This is a genomic window from Pseudomonas sp. 1L-B-1-E-C1, assembly GCF_057291835.1.
This window is the reverse complement of sequence record NZ_JBXAWN010000003.1, coordinates 213,556-231,604: the sequence shown is the minus strand read 5'-3', so window position 1 is coordinate 231,604 and position 18,049 is coordinate 213,556. Positions and strand designations below refer to the sequence as shown.

The 18,049-nt window shown below is 60.3% G+C and carries 13 protein-coding genes; 6 read left to right on the top strand and 7 right to left on the bottom strand.

Features of this window, described 5'->3' with window-relative positions; genetic code table 11:
• Positions 1–21: 21 nt before the first annotated feature.
• The 5 genes from AC0Z4S_RS07315 to AC0Z4S_RS07295 form a co-directional block, all read right to left on the bottom strand.
• Complete coding sequence (locus AC0Z4S_RS07315; RefSeq protein WP_485622644.1) at positions 22–558, bottom strand: DUF3299 domain-containing protein; 537 nt, start codon at positions 556–558, stop codon at positions 22–24.
• Positions 559–650: 92 nt separating this feature from the next.
• On the bottom strand, positions 651–896 hold the full coding sequence (locus tag AC0Z4S_RS07310) for a GlsB/YeaQ/YmgE family stress response membrane protein (RefSeq protein WP_016772475.1): 246 nt from the start codon (positions 894–896) through the stop codon (positions 651–653).
• Positions 897–1,008: 112 nt separating this feature from the next.
• Positions 1,009–2,091 carry a 5-(carboxyamino)imidazole ribonucleotide synthase gene (locus tag AC0Z4S_RS07305; RefSeq protein ID WP_485622555.1) on the bottom strand — a complete coding sequence of 361 codons (1,083 nt, stop codon included), beginning with the start codon at positions 2,089–2,091 and terminating at the stop codon, positions 1,009–1,011.
• A 10-nt stretch (positions 2,092–2,101) separates the two neighbouring features.
• Positions 2,102–2,593 (bottom strand): 5-(carboxyamino)imidazole ribonucleotide mutase, encoded by a 492-nt coding sequence (gene purE / locus AC0Z4S_RS07300; protein ID WP_007920220.1) that lies wholly within the window; start codon positions 2,591–2,593, stop codon positions 2,102–2,104.
• A gap of 331 nt (positions 2,594–2,924) precedes the next feature.
• Entirely contained in the window at positions 2,925–3,833 is a 909-nt protein-coding gene (locus AC0Z4S_RS07295; protein WP_123417696.1) for a LysR substrate-binding domain-containing protein, read from the bottom strand.
• 180 nt (positions 3,834–4,013) lie between these two features.
• Here AC0Z4S_RS07295 and aspA point away from each other — a divergent pair, with 180 nt between their 5' ends.
• From aspA to AC0Z4S_RS07280, 3 genes are all read left to right on the top strand, one after another.
• On the top strand, positions 4,014–5,438 hold the full coding sequence (gene aspA / locus AC0Z4S_RS07290; RefSeq protein ID WP_016772472.1) for an aspartate ammonia-lyase: 1,425 nt from the start codon (positions 4,014–4,016) through the stop codon (positions 5,436–5,438).
• 485 nt (positions 5,439–5,923) lie between these two features.
• Positions 5,924–7,372 (top strand): alanine/glycine:cation symporter family protein, encoded by a 1,449-nt coding sequence (locus AC0Z4S_RS07285; RefSeq protein WP_485622554.1) that lies wholly within the window; start codon positions 5,924–5,926, stop codon positions 7,370–7,372.
• A 170-nt stretch (positions 7,373–7,542) separates the two neighbouring features.
• Positions 7,543–8,547 carry an asparaginase gene (locus AC0Z4S_RS07280; protein ID WP_485622553.1) on the top strand — a complete coding sequence of 335 codons (1,005 nt, stop codon included), beginning with the start codon at positions 7,543–7,545 and terminating at the stop codon, positions 8,545–8,547.
• Positions 8,548–8,608: 61 nt separating this feature from the next.
• On the opposite strand, the gene AC0Z4S_RS07275 is transcribed toward AC0Z4S_RS07280, so the two are convergent.
• Complete coding sequence (locus tag AC0Z4S_RS07275) at positions 8,609–9,040, bottom strand: hypothetical protein (RefSeq protein ID WP_485622552.1); 432 nt, start codon at positions 9,038–9,040, stop codon at positions 8,609–8,611.
• Between the two features lie 393 nt (positions 9,041–9,433).
• On the opposite strand from AC0Z4S_RS07275, the gene AC0Z4S_RS07270 reads away from it, so the two are divergent.
• From AC0Z4S_RS07270 to AC0Z4S_RS07260, 3 genes are all read left to right on the top strand, one after another.
• Positions 9,434–10,429 carry an AraC family transcriptional regulator gene (locus tag AC0Z4S_RS07270; protein WP_485622551.1) on the top strand — a complete coding sequence of 332 codons (996 nt, stop codon included), beginning with the start codon at positions 9,434–9,436 and terminating at the stop codon, positions 10,427–10,429.
• 257 nt (positions 10,430–10,686) lie between these two features.
• On the top strand, positions 10,687–11,718 hold the full coding sequence (locus AC0Z4S_RS07265; RefSeq protein ID WP_485622550.1) for a histone deacetylase family protein: 1,032 nt from the start codon (positions 10,687–10,689) through the stop codon (positions 11,716–11,718).
• A 131-nt stretch (positions 11,719–11,849) separates the two neighbouring features.
• Positions 11,850–16,457, top strand: coding sequence for a dermonecrotic toxin domain-containing protein (locus AC0Z4S_RS07260; protein ID WP_485622549.1), 4,608 nt, complete (start codon positions 11,850–11,852; stop codon positions 16,455–16,457).
• Here AC0Z4S_RS07260 and pdxR read toward each other — a convergent pair.
• Positions 16,414–17,967 (bottom strand): MocR-like pyridoxine biosynthesis transcription factor PdxR, encoded by a 1,554-nt coding sequence (gene pdxR, locus AC0Z4S_RS07255; RefSeq protein WP_485622548.1) that lies wholly within the window; start codon positions 17,965–17,967, stop codon positions 16,414–16,416. The genes AC0Z4S_RS07260 and pdxR overlap by 44 nt on opposite strands.
• Positions 17,968–18,049: the final 82 nt, after the last annotated feature.

The following is an 18,049-nucleotide window of genomic DNA, read 5'->3' as shown; positions in this document are numbered from 1 at the left end:
CGAAGGCTGCGATCTTTTGCTTTAAAGGTCAGCCTCCTCCACCACCCGCACCTTCTCCGCCTCCAGCGCGTACGCTGCATCCGCCAGGTCATTGCTGACCTTCTCGATTTTCAGCGTGCCGGTCACCCACAGCGGTGTGTAGATGTCGTCCAGCTTCAGCCCTTTCGGATACCGCACCAGCACCAGTTGATTCGGCGGCGGTGGCGGCACGTGGATGCAGGCGCCCGGATACGGCACGAGGAAGAACAGCGTGCTGCGGCCCTTGGCATCGGATTCCAGCGGCACCGGGTAACCACCGAGGCGAATGTGCTTGTCGTTCATCGACGCCACGGTTTTCGTCGAATACATCACCGCCGGCAGACCTTTGGCCTGCTTCATCCCGCCCTTCTCGGTGAAGGTGCCAGTGGCCTCGGGGGAGTTGTGGTCGATTTCCGGCATGGCCTCGAGGGCCTTCTGGTCCGACTTGGGCATCAGTTCCAGCCAGTCGGTTTCCGGCAGTTCGCCGGCGTGGGCGAGATAGCTGCCCAGCAAGAGGAGAGTCAACAGAAGACGGCGCATGAAGTGCTCGGCAGGCAAAGGAATGAACGGTGAGTTGCCGCGCATTCTAGCCCTCCCGGCCGCGATGGCCGAGAGGGCTTTGTCGCTTTCGATCAGTTCTTTTTGATCAGACCGTAGATCACCAGCAACACGACAGCGCCAACCAGTGCGCCGAGGAATCCCGCGCCCTCGCCCGCCTGATAGATGCCCAGAGCCTGGCCGCCGTAGGTGGCTGCCAGCGAACCGCCGATACCGAGCAGGATGGTCATGATCCAGCCCATGCTGTCATCGCCCGGTTTCAGGAACCGAGCCAGCAGGCCGACGATCAAGCCGATAAAGATGGTTCCGATAATTCCCATGGCATTTCCCTCTGATTTGGTAGATATGCGAAAGCCTAGACAGACTTTGGCATCCTGCCATGAGAGAACGGCGGCCCTTGAATGGTTCCGCCGCTGCCACATGAAACCGTTTTTACTCGGCGATCAGCGCTTCGACCTTGATGATCTGCGCTTGCAGCGTGGCCATGTCGGCGCAACGCAGGTTGGCGTGGCCGACCTTGCGTCCGGCCTTGAAAGCTTTGCCGTAGTGATGCAGATGGCAGTCTTCGATGGCGATGACTTTTTCCACCGGCGGCACTACGCCGATGAAGTTGAGCATCGCGCTCTCGCCGACCTTGGCGGTCGAACCCAGCGGCAGGCCGGCCACGGCACGCAGGTGGTTTTCGAACTGGCTGCACTCGGCGCCTTCGGTGGTCCAGTGGCCGGAGTTGTGCACGCGCGGGGCGATTTCGTTGGCTTTCAGGCCACCGTCGACTTCGAAGAACTCGAAAGCCATCACGCCGACGTAGTCGAGGTGCTTGAGCACACGGCTGGAATAATCTTCCGCCAGCGCCTGCAACGGGTGATCGGTGCTGGCCACCGACAGCTTGAGGATGCCGCTGTCGTGGGTGTTGTGCACCAGTGGATAGAACTTCGTTTCACCATCGCGGGCACGCACGGCGATCAGCGACACTTCGCCGGTGAATGGCACGAAGCCCTCCAGCAGGCAGGCAACGCTGCCCAGTTCGGCAAAAGTACCCGCCACATCTTCCGGCGTGCGCAGGACTTTCTGGCCCTTGCCGTCGTAACCCAGGGTGCGGGTTTTCAGCACGGCCGGCAGACCGATGGAAGCGACGGCGGCTTCCAGATCGGCTTGCGACTGGATGTCGGCGAAGGCCGGGGTCGGAATGCCGAGGTCCTTGAACATGCTTTTTTCGAACCAGCGATCGCGGGCGATGCGCAGGGCTTCGGCGCTTGGGTACACCGGCACGAATTGCGAGAGGAATGCCACGGTTTCGGCCGGGACGCTTTCGAATTCGAAGGTCACCAGATCGACTTCATCGGCCAGTTGGCGCAGATGATCCTGATCGCCGTAATCGGCCCGCAGGTGTTCGCCCAGTGCGGCCGCACAGGCGTCCGGCGCAGGGTCGAGAAAAGCGAAGTTCATCCCCAGCGGAGTGCCCGCCAGGGCCAACATGCGACCCAACTGGCCGCCACCGATTACACCGATCTTCATCTCAACAACCTCAGGCAATACGTGGGTCTGGATTGTCCAGGACGCTGTCTGTCTGCTCGGCACGGAAGGTTTTCAGTACCGCGTGGAACTGCGGGTGCTTGGCGCCAAGGATGCTCGCCGAGAGCAGGGCTGCGTTGATCGCGCCAGCCTTGCCGATGGCCAGGGTAGCGACCGGAATGCCCGCTGGCATCTGCACGATAGACAGCAGCGAATCGACGCCCGAGAGCATCGCCGATTGCACGGGCACGCCCAGCACCGGCAGGTGGGTCTTGGCCGCACACATGCCTGGCAGGTGGGCTGCGCCACCGGCACCGGCGATGATCACCTCGATGCCGCGGCTTTCAGCCTCTTCGGCGTACTGGAACAGCAGATCCGGGGTGCGGTGGGCGGAAACCACCTTGACCTCGTACGGGATGCCGAGCTTTTCCAGCATATCGGCGGTGTGGCTAAGGGTGGACCAATCGGACTTGGAGCCCATGATCACGCCAACCAGTGCACTCATCGTCGCGCCTCTTCTCTCTGGAGCGCCCGCAGGCGCGTCATAAAACAACAAGCCACGCAGGTTGCGTGGCTTGATTGTACGAAAAATGGCCGGACGTGCCGGCCGAAGGCCGCGCAGTATACCGCAAAGAAGGCAATAAACAGCCCCCGAAACGACCATCTGTCAAATGAGCGAAAGGCCCGGTTTTATTGACTTGAAGGTCAGCGCAGACAACCACAAATTCCATTGTGGGAGCGAGCCTGCTCGCGAAGAGGGAGTATCAGTCAGCATTTATGTTGTCTGACACACCGCTTTCGCGAGCAGGCTCGCTCCCACAGGGCTGCGGGTGTGTTCAAGAGTTTTGTGCAGCGCCGCCTTCGAGCTTGCGCCACAGCAGACGGACGTTGGCCTTGCGCACCAGGGCGCAGCGGTACAGGCGGATCTCCAGCGGCACATGCCACTGCGGGCCGCCGCACACCACCAGCTCACCGCGGGCCAGTTCCGCCCGTACGCTCAACTGCGGCACCCAAGCGATACCGAGGCCTTCCAGCGCCATGCTCTTCAGGCTGTCGGCCATGGCGGTTTCGTAGATCGTGGTGAAGCGCAACTGCCGCTGGCGCAGCAAGCCGTTCACCGAGCGACCGAGAAACGCCCCGGCGCTGTAAGCCAGCAACGGCACGCTCGCCTCGCCTTCCAGATCGAACAATGGTTTGCCGTCAAGATCCGCTGCGCACACCGGCAGCATCTCGGTCTGGCCCAAGTGCAGCGAGGGGAAGATTTCCGGGTCCATCTGCATCGCCGAATCCGGGTCGTAGAACGCCAGCATCAGATCGCAGCCACCTTCGCGCAGCGCATGCACGGCGTCGCCAACGTTGGTTGCCACCAGTCGCGTGGCGATGTTCAGTCCTTCGTTGCGCAACTGGGCGATCCAGCGCGGGAAAAAGCCCAGCGCCAGCGAGTGTGCCGCCGCCACCTGCATCACCTCGCCCTGCCCGCCTTCCAGATGATGCAGATGGCGCAGCACTTCGCCGAGCTGTTCGACCACGGTGCGCGCGGTCACCAGAAACAACTGCCCCGCCGCCGTCAGTTCGACCGGCGTGCGCGAGCGATTGACCAGGGTCAGCCCCAGCGCCGCTTCGAGGCTGCGGATCCGCCGACTGAACGCCGGCTGGGTCACGAAGCGCCGTTCGGCCGCCTGCGAGAAGCTGCGGGTGGCGGCCAGGGCACTGAAGTCCTCGAGCCATTTGCTTTCCAGATTCATCACGTCCTCCCGGACACGCACCAAAACAGGTCACACGTCTGCCGCACAGACGGCGTCACATGGGCATTATGCCGAATGTGCATAGGGCAGTGCTGAACAGCATTGGCCCAAAAATCCCCACAAGCCTAGCATTCGCAGCGTTCCGGCACAGACCGGGTCCTTATCGAGATGATTTCTATCATGTCCTCCGCTGCATCTTTCCGCACAGAAACCGACCTGCTTGGCGCCCTCGAAGTACCGGCCCATGCGTATTACGGCATCCAGACCCTGCGAGCGGTGAACAATTTCCGCCTCTCGGGCGTTCCGATTTCGCATTACCCGAAACTGGTTGTGGGCCTGGCGATGGTCAAACAGGCCGCCGCTGACGCCAACCGCGAGCTGGGTCACCTGAGCGAAGCCAAGCACGCTGCGATCAGCGAAGCCTGTGCCCGATTGATCCGCGGCGATTACCACGAAGAGTTCGTGGTCGACATGATTCAAGGTGGCGCCGGCACCTCCACCAACATGAACGCCAACGAAGTGATCGCCAACATCGCTCTGGAAGCGATGGGTCACGAGAAAGGCGAATACCAGTACCTGCACCCGAACGACGACGTGAACATGGCGCAGTCGACCAACGACGCTTACCCGACGGCGATCCGTCTGGGTCTGCTGCTGGGTCACGACGCGCTGCTGGCCAGCCTCGACAGCCTGATTCAGGCCTTCGCGGCCAAGGGCAAAGAGTTCGATCACGTCCTGAAAATGGGCCGTACCCAGCTGCAAGACGCCGTGCCGATGACCCTCGGCCAGGAATTCCGTGCCTTCGCCACCACCATGGGCGAAGACCTCGCGCGTCTGAAGACGCTGGCCCCGGAACTGCTGACCGAAGTCAACCTGGGCGGCACCGCGATCGGCACCGGCATCAACGCTGACCCGCGTTATCAGGCGCTGGCGGTACAGCGTCTGGCGCTGATCAGCGGGCAACCGCTGGTACCGGCCGCCGACCTGATCGAAGCGACCTCCGACATGGGCGCCTTCGTACTGTTCTCCGGCATGCTCAAGCGCACCGCGGTCAAGCTGTCGAAGATCTGCAACGACCTGCGCCTGCTGTCCAGCGGCCCACGCACCGGCATCAATGAAATCAACCTGCCGGCGCGTCAGCCAGGCAGCTCGATCATGCCCGGCAAGGTCAACCCGGTGATCCCGGAGGCCGTGAATCAGGTGGCGTTCCAGGTCATCGGTAACGATCTGGCGCTGACCATGGCAGCCGAAGGCGGCCAGTTGCAGCTGAACGTGATGGAGCCGCTGATCGCCTTCAAGATCCTCGACTCGATCCGCCTGCTGCAACGCGCCATGGACATGCTGCGCGAGCACTGCATCGTCGGCATCACCGCCAACGAAGCGCGTTGCCGTGAACTGGTCGAGCACTCGATCGGTCTGGTCACCGCACTGAACCCGTACATCGGCTACAAGAACGCCACCCGCATCGCCCGTATCGCCCTTGAAAGCGGCCGTGGCGTGCTGGAACTGGTGCGCGAAGAAGGTCTGCTCGACGAAGCCATGCTCGCCGACATCCTGCGCCCGGAAAACATGATTGCCCCGCGTCTGGTTCCGCTCAAAGCCTGAGCCGACGCGACTTTGTAGCACCGCTCACCAGGTCGAGGGACTAGACACCTCTCACCTTTTGAGGGCTTGGGGATTTTGTCCCCGAGCCCTTTTTTTTAACTTCTTTGCGGGCAGGACGTTAGATGCTTTGTGTATTCGATACCGCCAAGATCGCAGCCTTCGGCAGCTCCTACATAATTGACGTGCACCTGTAGGAGCTGCCGAAGGCTGCGATCTTTTGATCTTGCAGCAACCTCGTTTCGTCGCTTGCACCACTACCGTGCAGACGGGCGCGCCACTGATCGGTATAGTGCCGCCCCTCTTCGCGTGAGCGGTCGTCGGTAACGAGGCCACAACCCATGCGAAACCCGAACTAATAACAAAACCCGCGATATGGATCCGGGACGAAACCTTCGCCTCACCCGTCGTGCCGCGCGCAGACCGGTGTAACACGATGTTTCTCCGATCCAGCATTTGCACCCACAAAAAACAGCGAGGAAAAATCCATGCTCGAAGTCATCAACGACTTCCTCTCAGGGAAAGTACTGATCGTGCTCATTGTCGGGCTCGGTAGCTACTTCACGATTCGCTCGCGTTTCGTTCAACTGCGTCATTTCTTCCACATGTTCGCGGTGTTCCGCGACAGCCTCAAAGGCAGCGCCGGGCAACTCAGCTCGTTCCAGGCCTTGATGCTCAGCCTCGCCGGCCGCGTCGGTGCGGGCAACATCGCCGGTGTCGGCATCGCCGTGACCCTCGGTGGTCCGGGTGCGGTGTTCTGGATGTGGGTGACCGCACTGGTCGGCATGTCCAGCAGCTTCTTCGAGTGCACCCTGGCCCAGGTCTACAAGCGCGCCGATGGCGACGGCCTGTACCGTGGCGGCCCGGCCTACTACATCCAGCACGGGCTCAAGCTCAAAGGCATGGCGATAGTGTTCTCCGTTCTGCTGCTGGTCACCTACGGTTTCGCCTTCATCGGCCTGCAGTCCTACACCGTGACCCACTCGCTGCAGAACGCCTTCGACTTCGATCCGCGCCACACCGGGATCGTCCTGGCGGTGCTGCTGGCCATAACCTTCATCGGCGGGATCAAGCGCATCGCTTCGGTGTCCGACCTGCTGGTACCGATCAAGACCCTGGCCTACATCGGCGTGACCCTGTACGTGATCGGCACCCAGATCGAACATGTGCCGGCCATGCTGGAAACCATTTTCAAGAGCGCCTTCGGCCTCGACCCGGCCTTTGCCGGTCTGCTCGGCAGCGCGATCGTCATGGGCGTGAAGCGTGGCGTGTTCGCCAACGAAGCGGGTCTGGGCAGTGCGCCGAACGTCGCTGCCGTGGCCGCGGTCAAGCACCCGGGCGCGCAGGGCGTGGTCCAGGCTTTCAGCGTGTTCCTCGACACCTTCGTGATCTGCACCTGCACCGCGCTGCTGATCCTGCTGTCGGGGTTCTACACGCCGGGCTTCGAGGGTGACGGCATCGTCCTGACCCAGAACTCGCTGGCTGCCGTGGTGGGTGACTGGGGTCGCATGTTCGTCAGCGTCGCACTGTCGCTGTTCGTCTTCACCTGCATCCTCTACAACTACTACCTGGGCGAGAACAGCTTGCAGTTCCTCAGCCGCAACCGCGCGCTGCTGATGCTTTTCCGCGGTCTGGTGCTGGCGTTGGTGGTGTGGGGTTCGATGCAGGACCTGACGACGGTGTTCGCCTTTGCCGATATCACCATGACCTGCCTGGCGTTCGTCAACCTCGTGGCCCTGGCCATGCTGTTCAAGGTCGGCCTGCGCGTGATGCGCGACTACGACGAGCAGCGCCGCGCCGGCGTCAAACAGCCGGTGTTCGACTCAAGCAAGTTCACCGATCTGGATCTGGACCTGAAAGCCTGGCCGACCAATCCGCCGGCAACTGCCGGCCAGACTGATACTGCGCCGCAAGGCGTGCCTGCAGCGCAACGCTGACAGGTGGATGACGGGCGCATCCCCTGCGCCCGTCGGTTATTGTGATGCAATAACTTGTAGGAGTGAGCCTGCTCGCGATAGCGATTCATCATTCAACATTTATGTTGGCTGAAAGACTGCTATCGCGAGCAGGCTCACTCCTACAATGTCATCTCATGTGGAGACCTCAGATGATTGCCAATTCCTATCCCGCCGCTCAACACGTCATGGTGCTTTACACCGGTGGCACCATCGGCATGCAGGCCAGCGCCAACGGCCTGGCCCCGGCGTCCGGTTTCGAAGCGCGGATGCGCGACTACCTGCACAGTCAGCCTGAACTGGTGGTGCCGCAGTGGCAATTTCGGGAAATGTCGCCGCTGATCGACAGCGCCAACATGACCCCGGCCTACTGGCAGCAACTGCGCGAAGCGGTGGTCGATGCCGTGGACGGGCAAGGCTGCGACAGCGTGCTGATCCTGCACGGTACCGACACCCTGGCCTATAGCGCCGCGGCGATGAGTTTCCAGCTGCTCGGCCTGCACGCCCGCGTGTGCTTCACCGGTTCGATGCTGCCGGCAGGCGTGACCGACAGCGATGCCTGGGAAAACCTCGGCGGCGCGCTGGTCGCCCTCGGCCAAGGCCTGGCGCCGGGTGTGCACCTGTACTTCCACGGCGAACTGCTGGCGCCCACCCGCTGCGCGAAAGTGCGCAGTTTTGGCCGTCATCCGTTCAAACGACTTGAGCGTCAGGGCGGCGGCGTGAAAGCGCCTTCGATTCCAGCGTCGTTGAACTACAACCAGCCAAAGCAACTGGCCAAGGTGGCGGTGTTGCCACTGTTCCCGGGCATCAGCGCGGAAGTCCTCGACGGACTGCTCGACAGCGGCATTCAAGGTCTGGTGCTGGAGTGCTACGGCAGCGGCACCGGGCCGAGCGATAACCCCGAGTTCCTCGCCAGCCTTGGCCGGGCGCGGGATAACGGCGTGGTGGTAGTAGCGGTGACGCAATGTCATGAAGGCGGGGTTGAGCTGGATGTCTACGAGGCTGGCAGCCGCCTGCGTGAGGTCGGCGTGTTGTCCGGTGGGGGCATGACTCGCGAGGCGGCGTTCGGCAAGTTGCATGGGCTGCTTGGTGCAGGGCTCGATACACAGGAAGTGCGCCGACTTGTCGAATTTGACCTTTGCGGGGACCGCCTCTGATAAGCATTGCTTACATAATCAAACCTTCCTGCAAAGCCTGTTTGCAGGAAGGTTTGCATGATCAACTCAATGTCACTGAAAATTTGCCTCTGGAAAGTCTGGAATCTTCCTCCCGCTCACCATGGACCTCATCCAGCAACCCTTCGATTTTCGTGCTGCCCTTTTGCCATTCGACACGAATCCAGCCACTCGCTGCCAACCACTCTTGTGGAGCGTTCTGGAACAAAAAATAGACGGGGTCACCCGGTGCGGTAAAAACCACTTTCTGATTCAGGGCGGACTTGTCAATAGCAATAAAAATCATGCGATTGAAGGCCGGATCCCCGCCGCTCATATCGAATTCCATAACAACATCATTTTCACGAACTTCGGCGCGGATAACTGGAAACGTCTGCTCGTCTCCATCCACTTCAACTTTGATTTGACCCTCGCTTGCTTTTTTTATCCCTTTGAAAAAATCCGCCGTATATTTATCAGGCTTTGAAAGACTCATATAAATCTCCTTCCCAACTTATCAAAACGAAGTTATCTAAATGACCTCTTAGCCAGAGGCACAATGGCAACCTAGCCTCAACTTCGCGCACTGTCAAAAAACAATTTCCAGTTTTTATATATACGACGAGCGGTTAAAAAACTGCTTGAAACCTGTAATTTCTGACAGTAGACGTCAACCAGTCGGAACTTTAAGATGGACATGCGCCATGTTCTAGCCGATCAATATAGAGCTTCAGGCAATCAACTGAATTAAATAAAAAGATGATGTTTGCTTTAAATAACTGCCCGCTCAGCTTTATAAACTTTGTTCTGATCCAATTTTCGATTCATCAAATACAGGTGAACGGCACATAAATTGCTGAGTTTCATATTCCATGGCCGGAAACTATTTATGTTGCACTCCCACCTCACCACCCTCAACGCGGTCTCGCTGATCCTCAACACCTTCAAGGCCGAAGGCCTGTCGAGCGAGGCGTTGCTGGCCGGCAGCGGCATTGTTGCGGCGGATCTGCAGCGTGCCGATACGCGCATCACCACCCATCAGGAGATGCAGGTCTGCACCAACGCGGTCGCGCTCAAGCGTGACATCGGCCTCGAATTGGGCCGGCGCATGCGCGTGTCCTGTTACGGCATGCTCGGTTACGCCCTGCTGACCTGTGCCACCTTCGGTGACGCTTTGCGTCTGGCGATCCGTTATCCGGCGCTTTTGGGCACGCTGTTCGAACTGAGCCTGGAAGATGATGGCGAGCAGGTCTGGTTCGTCGCCGCCGATTACCGCGAAAGCCCGGCCATGGCGGTGTTCAACGCCGAGTTTTGCCTGGTGTCGCTGAAAGTCATCTGCGACGACTTGCTCGGCCATCGGTTGCCGCTGCGCGCCACGCGCTTCGAACATGCCGCGCCGGACTATCGCGACAGCTATGCCGAACCTTTCAACTCGCCGCTGCATTTCTCGGCCAAAGACAATGCGTTCGCCTTCGACCGCCATTGGCTCGATCAGCCGTTGCCATTGGCCGACGCCATTACCCATCAGGCCATGGCCGAACGCTGCCGCAAGCAGAATCTGGAGTTCACCGGACGTCAGGCCTGGCTGGGGCGGATTCGTCAGTTGCTCAGCGCGCAGTTGAATGCCGCGCCGGGGCTCGAAGGCCTTGCGCAGCAAATGAAATGCTCGCCGCGGACCTTGCGCCGACATTTGAAAGACATGGGCAGCAGCTACCAGGAACTGCTCGATGAACTGCGCTTCGAGCGGGCCAAACAGATGTTGTGCGAGAATCAGTTGCCGATCTATCGGATCGCCGAGACGCTGGGCTTCAGCGAGACCGCGAGTTTCCGCCATGCGTTTGTACGCTGGAGCGGTGTGGCGCCGAGTCAGTTTCGCCCGCATTGATGCTCCCCTGTAGGAGTGAACTTGCTCGCGATAGCCATTTATCATCCAACGCTTCGGGCGGCCGACAGACCGCTGTCGCGAGCAGGCTCACTCCTGCAAGGGTTCGTATTCCATGCCTGGACCCGCGTTATCAAGGGGCGAATTGCGGACACAGGTTTCGGCCATATCGATCCCCTTTTGGCCGCACCCGACGTTCTCCGATTCACTTCGCGCCGCAACACTGGATGCAACCGAATCAGCCCTGCGGAGAACAACATATGCTGACGATCTACTCGGACGATCACCACCTGCACCATGGCCGCTGCGAACTCATCGATGGCCAGCTCAAGCCGTGCTTCGAGATGCCGTCCCGCGCCGATCACGTGCTGCAGCGGGTAAAACAGCAGAACCTCGGAGCGGTCGAAGCGCCGAAGGATTTCGGTCTCGAGCCGATCGCGCGCGTGCACAGCCGCGACTACCTCGACTTCTTCAAGAGCGCGTGGGATCGCTGGACCGAATTCAACACCGACGGCGATCTGCTGCCCTACACCTGGCCGGCGCGCACACTGCGTGCGATCAAACCGACCAGCCTGCATGGCCAGCTTGGTTACTACAGCTTCGACGGCGGCGCACCGATTACTGCCGGCACCTGGCAAGCGGCTTACAGCGCGGCGCAAGTGGCGCTTACCGCGCAGGCTGAAATCCAGCGTGGCGCACGCGCGGCCTTCGCCCTGTGCCGTCCGCCGGGACACCACGCCGCCAGTGACTTGATGGGCGGTTATTGCTACCTCAACAACGCCGCCATCGCTGCCCAGGCGTTCCTCGACCAGGGCCACCAGAAGGTCGCGATTCTCGACGTCGACTACCACCACGGCAACGGTACCCAGTCAATCTTCTATGAACGCAGCGACGTGCTGTTCACCTCGATCCACGGCCACCCGGAAGCGGAATTTCCGTTCTTTCTCGGCTATGACGACGAGCGCGGAGAAGGCGCCGGTGAAGGCTTCAACTTCAACTACCCACTGCCGGCCGGTTCCGGTTGGGAGGTCTGGAGCGCGGCGCTCGATCAGGCTTGCGAAGAGATCGCGCGCTATGACGCGGACATCATCGTTGTTTCGCTTGGTGTCGACACGTTCAAGGACGACCCGATCTCGCAGTTCAAACTCGACAGCCCGGATTACCTGGCGATGGGCAAACGCATTGCCGCCCTTGGCAAACCCGTGCTTTTCGTGATGGAGGGCGGTTACGCGGTGGAGGAAATCGGGATCAACGCAGTGAACGTCCTTGAAGGTTTCGAAAGCGCTGAGTAACTGCGCAACTCTGCGACGACCCGCACTCGCGGGTCTTTTTTTGCCCGCAAGATTTATCTACCGCACACCGCTGCGAGGCGACCTCTACCTTGCCCTGACATGAATCTCTATCGTCAGATCAGGAATTGCCCATGCCCGACTTTCTCCAACCCAATACCATTGATGTAGTGACTCAATTGATGACCGGCCCTTCATTGCGCGAGGTCGCCTCGAAAACGCTGAAACCGGCACTCAAGGAGCTGTACCCCTCGCTGGACATCGATCCGCAGCAAGCCATGGTGGTGACACCGTCCTGGGTCATTGAAAACCAGCGCATCGTCCCCGGCCGCGAGCAGATCGAATCACTGACCGATGCTCTGGTTCGGCTCTCGCTGAACGGAACCACTGTGACCTACCTCGATGCGGAGCATTTTCTGACGTTGCAGCCCGGCAAACTGGCCATCCAGTTACCGGTGAAGATCGACGCCGTCGGCCGCCTGCTCAACGAACTCGCGCCCCTGATGTTCGTGTCCTTCAAAGAACAACATATCGCTTATTGGGGCGCATTCACCGCGGCGAATCAGCCACGCTGGCAGCAAATGTCGGACGCCCTGCGTAACGTGTGGAACGTCGGCGCCCATACCGGCTGGGATACCGATCAAGTGGCCATGGCCAGGGCCGTTTTCAAGGCTCCGGACAAGGAGCAGCGCTTGCCCGCCGACCCCTACAAGACCCGTGCCTGCCTGATTGACCTCGATCTGAGCGAAGCCGCCGGCAAGGAAGGCAGGCACCTGACCTTGCTGGACAGCGCCGTAGTGATCGGGACCGTCGGACAGCGCACGATGATCCTGACGTATTCAGTGATCCATGGCTTCCAGCAATTCGACTCGCTGGATGAGCTCGGCAAAGCATTGCCGCGCAAATACTGGCAACGCACCTCTGCCCACAAGCTCAAGTGGCGGCTGGTGGAACCGCAAGGCGACTTCTTCGATCATCAGGCCTGCACGCTGATCGCACTGGAAGGCGACGCTCTCGGCGAGATCAATTTCTTTGAAGAGCCATCGTTTGATCTGCTTTACCCTCACAGCGGTCGCCCCCGGCAACCGCCACCCGCCATCAAATCCCGTGTCGACCGTCTGCGCCCGATGCTGCCAGCCTGGCTGGACAACGCCGCGCCCGACGATCAGGCCACTTTCAGTCGTTATCTGCTGGACTTGACGGTACTGCAGCATGCAAACAAGGGCCGGTCGTTTCAGGCACAGGTCGCCAGTCTGCAAACCTTCACTCGAGAAGCCCTGACGCGGCAGATTCTCCAGGACCACCCGACCGCGAGCGACGTGAAGGTCGACAACATCGAGATCAGCATCGCCAGTCTCGAGGTATGGGGCACGTTCGTCTTGCCGGGCCATATTCAGACCAGGAACCTGTCGCTGACCGAGCTCGCCCTGCAAAACCTGGCAGGTCTGCCGCTGGGCAATAAAACCGTGCGCTACAAGGACGACAGTGCATTGCCTGACTGGATGACCGTTGCTTATGTCGAGCAACTGGTGAGGAGCGTAGACATTGGCAAAACCTACCCCGCGCACTTGAAGAAGCTGCTGGTCGACGATGCCGTGCAGGCGGCTGCATTGCAGACGCTCTACACCCGTCAGTTGGTCCTCGAACTGCCGCTGCTGGCACTGCAACACAAGATCCGTGGCACCGCAGGTATTGATGAGCAGGGTTACCGATACGTCGTCGCCGCCCTCGACAACAGTGCCGAGGGGCGTCAGGTCGACGGGCAGGAAATCGTCATCCGGCCATTGGCGTTCGCAGCCCATCGCATGAGCTCAGCGGTCGACACCGTGACCAACATGTTCATCATCGGCCCGCGCGACGCCAGCAAGGGACCCTGTGTGCTTTATCGGCCACTGTTCGACACGGCACTGATTCAGTACCCCAGTCATGCCAACCTGCTGTATTCGATCCGGCATTCGCGACAACTGCGTGAATCGGTACTGGCCTGGTTACCGGACGATGTGCGATTCAACTACAGCCAATTCGTGTTTACCGCCAAATTGCCGTCGATCTGGACGATCCCGCAATTGCTGGTCAACCCGCTTGCCTCCCTGGATATGTCCGGCCCCGTTGCTCTGGGCACTGGCGTCCTCGAAGGCGACACTCTGGCGACCCTGCACACCACTAACGTTCAGGCTGTCATCACTCAAGCCGACCGCCAGTCCGTCTCCAATGCCGAATCACGTTGGGCCACGCTCAAAAGCGGCGGCTGGATGCTGTTCAATGCGGCATTGCCGTTTCTGGGTCGCAGTGTCGGCACGGCGGCATGGATCTGGCAGATCATGGACGACTTGCAGGAGATCAGCGACGTCACCAATCAAGAGTCCGGCAAGTTTGCCTGGACGGCGCTGGCCGATATTTTCCTCGCGCTGGGCATGGTGCTCGCTCATCGCGCGGCGGTGGGCGACACGCCCCCCGCCGAATCGGCCTTTGTCGAATCAGAGCAAGCGCCGCCGACAACAACCCCGCGCCCTGCGCCGGTCAAACCGCTGCGCTTGCCGGACATCACCAACACCGAACTGCCCGCTGCCCATGAGTCCTCTGTCAACGCCATGGCCGCGCTAATGCGTTCGCCCCTGGCGCTGGCATCCTTGCTGGATCGCTTCATGGTCGCCAAACCCGAAGGGCTTGGTGAAGCCGTCAGCAGCGGTCGGCATCAGCACCTCTATGCAGATCAGAACAAATGGTATGCGCCGGTCGGCAAACGCTGGTTTGAAGTGGCGATCAATGACAACGAAGACGTGCAGATCATCGACTCGCGTCAGCAACCGCCACGGGCAGGTCCTTTGCTGAGCCGAACCCGAGGCGGTCAATGGATCGTCGACATGCGCTTGCGTCTGCGCGGAGGCGGGCTGCGCAATCGGCGCAAGGAAGCCAAGAGCAAAAGCGACAGGCAGGCGAAAAAACTGGGCGTCGAACTCCACGCTTTCGACCTGACCATGGAGGACAAACAGACCCGACTCGATCAGGCCCACAGCGCAATGCTCAATGCCCAGCCACAAGACCTTGCCGCGGCACGCCAAGCCTATCTGGACACCCTCGATGCGCAAAACAGGGACTACGGCGCGAACATCGAGAAAATCAAGGCATTGAACCTCCTGCAGGACATACCCAACTACCGCACGACAATGATCCAGCGGCTGGAGATGCAGCTGTTTCTTGGCCAGGAATGGCTTAGCCAGCATTCCACCGACTACCAGGCCAATGTAGCGAAGGCGATGGCGATGATTGCGCAGGACCCCCGCGTCGAGCGACAGGCCTTTGTCCAGACCTGTGAACAAATGACCGATCAGACCCAGAGCATCATCGACAAGATCGAGTCGGCGCATAGCCGCTTTGGGGAGCTCGAACTGCTTGGCAAAGACGCCGTAGAAACCCTTGCCACTTATCGAAAGGCGCTGCCGACCTACGATTTGAATGATCTCAAACTGCTGCAGATCAGTTTTGGTCAGGAGATTTGCATCAAGCCCGGCGAAACAGCGAAGCGCGCCGATGCGCAGCAGACACTGGAACGTCTTATTGAAGACGCTGCGCTGAATATTCAGAGTTCGCTGAATCTGACTGCCGACGAGAGCCTGAGTAATTTGCGCGAACGAATCGACGCCCTGAGCAACGTCTCGCAGCAATTTACCTCTGTGGATCAACGCTTTGCCGATTTCGCCGCAGAGTTTCCCGAGCAGATTCAGACCGCTCGACTGGGGCACGTGCGCACTCGAGTGATCGAGTTCAAGGCCCAAACAGACAGGCGGCTGGCCGATCTGTTACGTAACAAACACTTGCTCGATCCACAGCCCGGCCCGTCGAGACCTTCTTCAGGCTCTGCCTCCAGCCGCAAAATCATCAAGACCCGATTCAAAGGCACCCTGGTCGGCGAACGAAAAAAGAGTATTGATGGCCAGGACACCGATCTGGTCGAAGTGCGCAGCGAGCTGACCGGGGTGATCGCCACGTTTCATGAGAAGTCACCGGGGGAATGGGTCGAACACGGCAAGACGCAATCGACTCCTGCCGGGACGACGCCGAATCTTAAAAAAAGCATCGAGCAGGCGCAGACCCTGATCGATGACCTGCCCGCATTCGAACAGCTTACCCAGGCCCGCATCAAACGCGCCCAACGACTTCCGGTGGAGATTGAAGAGGCCTATCACAAATACGCTGCTCGCCTGCGCAAGGCAAACGCTGCAATCGATGAAGCGCTGACGGTCAGCAATCTCACTGCCGGCTCGTCGCCCGGGACGGAAACCCTCGGTCACACCCTCACCGAAACCGCGAACCGCCTCTACAAGAAAGGCACCAGCCTGCGCAGTCAAATGATCAAACAGCAACCTCCGACGGCAGCGGGGGTCGAGTGGCTGAAAAACCAGGGCGAGGTCCAGATCACCAAAACCGTTACTCGACGCAAGCTGAGCAAACACGCCAACGACTTCCTCGACGAATATGAAGTACGCGACGCGAAAACCAGGCAAGTACTGTGCTATGCGCATTTTCACTATCCCAGTGTCGATGCACCGCTGACACCCATCGGCGCCGCACATATGAAAACCGTGGCACAGCGTCGGCTCGGCGGTGCGCACGACCTGCGCGGCCTCAATAATCAGCAGGTGATCGAAATTCATCGCAGCGAGATTCTTTCAAGTCAGCTGGCCGAAACCGTATTCTTCACGGCCGCCACACGTGTTGTAACCGAGTCAGCGCCGCTTTGATCGCAACCTCCGGCACAGCCGCAAAGCCCAGCACCAGACCGGCGCGCTGGTCGGGTGACGTCAAGGAGTCGGGCAGCCAGTAATTGCTCAGCCCGTTGATTTCGACATCCACGCTGGCAGCCTGCTCGATCAATTGCTGCTCGCGTGCAATGCCGTCCACCGCCACAGTCAGGTGCAATCCGGCAGAGACGGCAGGCAGAGGGCCCACACCGGGGATCTGCGCCGGCCAACCGTCGAGCAAGGTATTACGGCGGCTCAGCGCGGCACGGCGCATCCGGCGGATGTGCCGCTGAAAATGCCCGGCCGCCATGAATTCGGCCATCACTGCCTGGGTGCTGACTTCGGAATGCCGGACATCCACCGCCCGGCGCTGCGAGAACGCGTCGACCAACGCCGCAGGCAGCACCAGATAACCGAGGCGCAAAGCCGGAAAAGCAACCTTGCCGAAGGTACCGACATACAGCACTCGCCCCTGCCGATCGAGCGCCGCCAACGGCGCCAGCGGCGCACCGGTGTAGCGGTATTCGCCATCGTAATCATCTTCGACGATCCAGCCCTGGCTGCGCTCCGCCCAGGCGAGCAGTTCGAGGCGCCGCGCAAGGCTCATCACCACCCCGGTCGGGTACTGATGAGAAGGAGTCACATAGGCCACCCGACAGTCCCCGATGGTCGACAACGCCGAGCAGTCCATGCCCTCTGCGTCCACAGCAATACCGTGCAAGCGCGCCCCCGCCACCGCAAACGCATGCCCGGCCGCGCGATAGCCCGGATTCTCGATCGCGACGCCGTCCCCCGGCTCGACCAGTAGCTGTGCACAAAGGCTGATGCCCTGCTGCGCACCGCTGGTGATCACAATTTGCTCAGCCGTGCAGTGCATGCCCCGTGAACTACGCAGATAGGCCGCGATCATGGTGCGCAGTCGCGCGTCACCGGCTGGATCGCCGTAACACAGTTGCTGCAGATCCGGTTTGCGCCAGAAAGCCGCGTTCAGCCTGGCCCAGACCTCGAAAGGGAACAGATCGAACGCTGGAACGCCCACCCGAAATGCCCGCGGTGGACCGCTCGGAGGCCGGGGCAAATGATGCTTTTCGATGCGGGAAAATCCGCCACTGTGGATAACTTTGCTGGATGGATTCACAGGTAAATCCAACCAATTTGTGGATAAGGCTGTGGGTAAGCCTGTTGACAAGCCTGTGGATGAATTTGTGGATAGTTTTTTCTTCGGCGTGGTTCCCTGAGCCAATTGCGCGACATAGGTGCCGTCGCCCACGCGTCCTTCGATAAAGCCTTCGGCATACAACTGATCGTAGGCGCGCACCACGCTGTTGCGGGAAATTCCCAGGGCCGCGGCCAAGTCGCGGCTGGCCGGCAAGCGCGTGCCACTGACCAGACGTCCGTCGAGCACGCGCAGACGCAGGGCCTGATAGAGCTGGCGGCTCAAGCCCTGGCGCCGATCGAGCTCGATTCCGGCCGGATTGAACGGCATCGACAACATTGGCAGATCAGGCATGGCAAATGGACCTGTGAAATGGCTCGGCAATGGCTCTTACAACAGACCAATAGCCTGCCTAGGATGCAGGCATTCGCCAAGG

Excerpts from the sequence above, each read along its gene's own strand:
- AC0Z4S_RS07315 (WP_485622644.1), bottom strand. The coding sequence starts at position 558 with ATGCGCCGTCTTCTGTTGACTCTCCTCTTGCTGGGCAGCTATCTCGCC.
- AC0Z4S_RS07310 (WP_016772475.1), bottom strand. The coding sequence starts at position 896 with ATGGGAATTATCGGAACCATCTTTATCGGCTTGATCGTCGGCCTGCTG.
- AC0Z4S_RS07305 (WP_485622555.1), bottom strand. The coding sequence starts at position 2,091 with ATGAAGATCGGTGTAATCGGTGGCGGCCAGTTGGGTCGCATGTTGGCC.
- purE (WP_007920220.1), bottom strand. The coding sequence starts at position 2,593 with ATGAGTGCACTGGTTGGCGTGATCATGGGCTCCAAGTCCGATTGGTCC.
- AC0Z4S_RS07295 (WP_123417696.1), bottom strand. The coding sequence starts at position 3,833 with ATGAATCTGGAAAGCAAATGGCTCGAGGACTTCAGTGCCCTGGCCGCC.
- aspA (WP_016772472.1), top strand. The coding sequence starts at position 4,014 with ATGTCCTCCGCTGCATCTTTCCGCACAGAAACCGACCTGCTTGGCGCC.
- AC0Z4S_RS07285 (WP_485622554.1), top strand. The coding sequence starts at position 5,924 with ATGCTCGAAGTCATCAACGACTTCCTCTCAGGGAAAGTACTGATCGTG.
- AC0Z4S_RS07280 (WP_485622553.1), top strand. The coding sequence starts at position 7,543 with ATGATTGCCAATTCCTATCCCGCCGCTCAACACGTCATGGTGCTTTAC.
- AC0Z4S_RS07275 (WP_485622552.1), bottom strand. The coding sequence starts at position 9,040 with ATGAGTCTTTCAAAGCCTGATAAATATACGGCGGATTTTTTCAAAGGG.
- AC0Z4S_RS07270 (WP_485622551.1), top strand. The coding sequence starts at position 9,434 with ATGTTGCACTCCCACCTCACCACCCTCAACGCGGTCTCGCTGATCCTC.
- AC0Z4S_RS07265 (WP_485622550.1), top strand. The coding sequence starts at position 10,687 with ATGCTGACGATCTACTCGGACGATCACCACCTGCACCATGGCCGCTGC.
- AC0Z4S_RS07260 (WP_485622549.1), top strand. The coding sequence starts at position 11,850 with ATGCCCGACTTTCTCCAACCCAATACCATTGATGTAGTGACTCAATTG.
- pdxR (WP_485622548.1), bottom strand. The coding sequence starts at position 17,967 with ATGCCTGATCTGCCAATGTTGTCGATGCCGTTCAATCCGGCCGGAATC.